This window comes from Corynebacterium sp. LK28 (assembly GCF_014335105.1).
In the GTDB taxonomy this organism is placed as follows: Bacteria; Actinomycetota; Actinomycetes; order Mycobacteriales; family Mycobacteriaceae; genus Corynebacterium; species Corynebacterium macclintockiae.
Genome location: NZ_PDGZ01000020.1, coordinates 1 through 1424, shown reverse-complemented (window position 1 = coordinate 1424; position 1424 = coordinate 1). Strand labels below are relative to the sequence as shown.

Genomic DNA, 1424 nt, shown 5'->3' with positions numbered 1-1424 from the left:
GGTTGCGTCCCTTAGTGTGGTGTAACGCTTGCTGATGGTGGGTCCCGGAAAGTAGTGGGCGGCCACCGCCAGTTAGCCTTTCAACTCAACTACCACATCTCACCGAAAGGCCTATGACGATGACCGCTGCACCGTATTCTATCGACCCGACAACCTATCTGGATGATTTGCTGGCCCAAGCGTCTCCGGATTTGATGCGCCAGATGCTGCAAGGGTTTATCAACCAGATCCTCTCCGCCCAGGCTGACACCGTCTGCGGCGCCGAATACGGGGTTGTATCCACCGATCGGGTCAACCACCGCAACGGGTATCGCCACCGCGACCTTGACACCCGTGTCGGCACGATCGACGTGGCGGTGCCGAAACTGCGCCACGGCGCGTTCTTCCCAGACTGGCTGTTAGAGCGCCGCTCACGAGCAGAACGAGCCTTATCGACTGTGATCGCCACGTGCTACCTTAAGGGGGTTTCCACCCGCAGGATGAATGATCTGGTGGCTACACTTGGGATTTCCAGCATGTCGAAATCGCAAGTCTCACGCATGTCAGAAGAACTCGACGACATGGTCGCAGACTTCAAAAACCGCCCACTAGACCCCGGCGGGTACGCCTTTTTATCGTGCGATGCGCTCACGATCAAAGTCCGTGAAGGCGGCCGGGTGGTCAAATGCTCAGTGCTGCTTGCCACCGGAGTCAACGCCGACGGGTATCGCGAAATGCTCGGCATGCACGTCGCCACCGCGGAATCCAACGCGTCGTGGAAAGGCTTCTTCCAGGACTTAAAAGCCCGCGGACTTACTGGGGTATTCCTTATCACCAGTGATGCCCACGAAGGCATCCAGCACGCCATTTCCGAAGTGCTGCCCAATGCGTCGTGGCAGCGGTGCCGCACCCATTTCGCGAAGAACCTCTACGAAAAGGTCCCGAAAACACAATGGCCGATGGTCTCTGCGATGTTCCAGACAATCTTCCAGCAACCTGACGCCACATCCACTTGGGCTCAAGCCCGCGAAGTTGTCGACCTACTGGAGCCGAAATTCCCTCACGTCGCGGCGTATTTGGAGGAATCACTCGATGAAGTACTGGCGTTTACCGCAGTGCCGAAACCAGTCTGGACGAAGGTGTGGTCAAACAACCCCACAGAACGGTTAAACCGAGAGATCCGCCGGCGCACCGACGTCGTCGGCATTTTCCCAAACCGTGAATCCATCATCCGGCTTGTCGGTGCGGTCCTAGCCGAGCAACACGACGATTGGATCCAACAAAAACGCTACATGTCACTGACCGCACTCGAACACACCAAGCACCTCATGCACCACCCAGGAGAACATCGTGACGACCACCACCAGCTAACCGCCTAACCAAGCCCCGAACTTCATATCGAGCCGAAAGCACAAACGGCTACACCACTACACCGGACTTGACCG

1 protein-coding gene is annotated in these 1424 nt (G+C 57.3%); it reads left to right on the top strand.

Annotation, left to right across the window (positions count from 1 at the left end):
• Positions 1-119: 119 nt before the first annotated feature.
• Positions 120-1358, top strand: a complete 1239-nt coding sequence (locus CRD15_RS10030; protein WP_172544895.1) for an IS256-like element IS3506 family transposase — start codon at positions 120-122, stop codon at positions 1356-1358.
• The last annotated feature ends 66 nt before the right edge of the window (positions 1359-1424 follow it).

Excerpts from the sequence above, each read along its gene's own strand:
- CRD15_RS10030 (WP_172544895.1), top strand. The coding sequence starts at position 120 with ATGACCGCTGCACCGTATTCTATCGACCCGACAACCTATCTGGATGAT.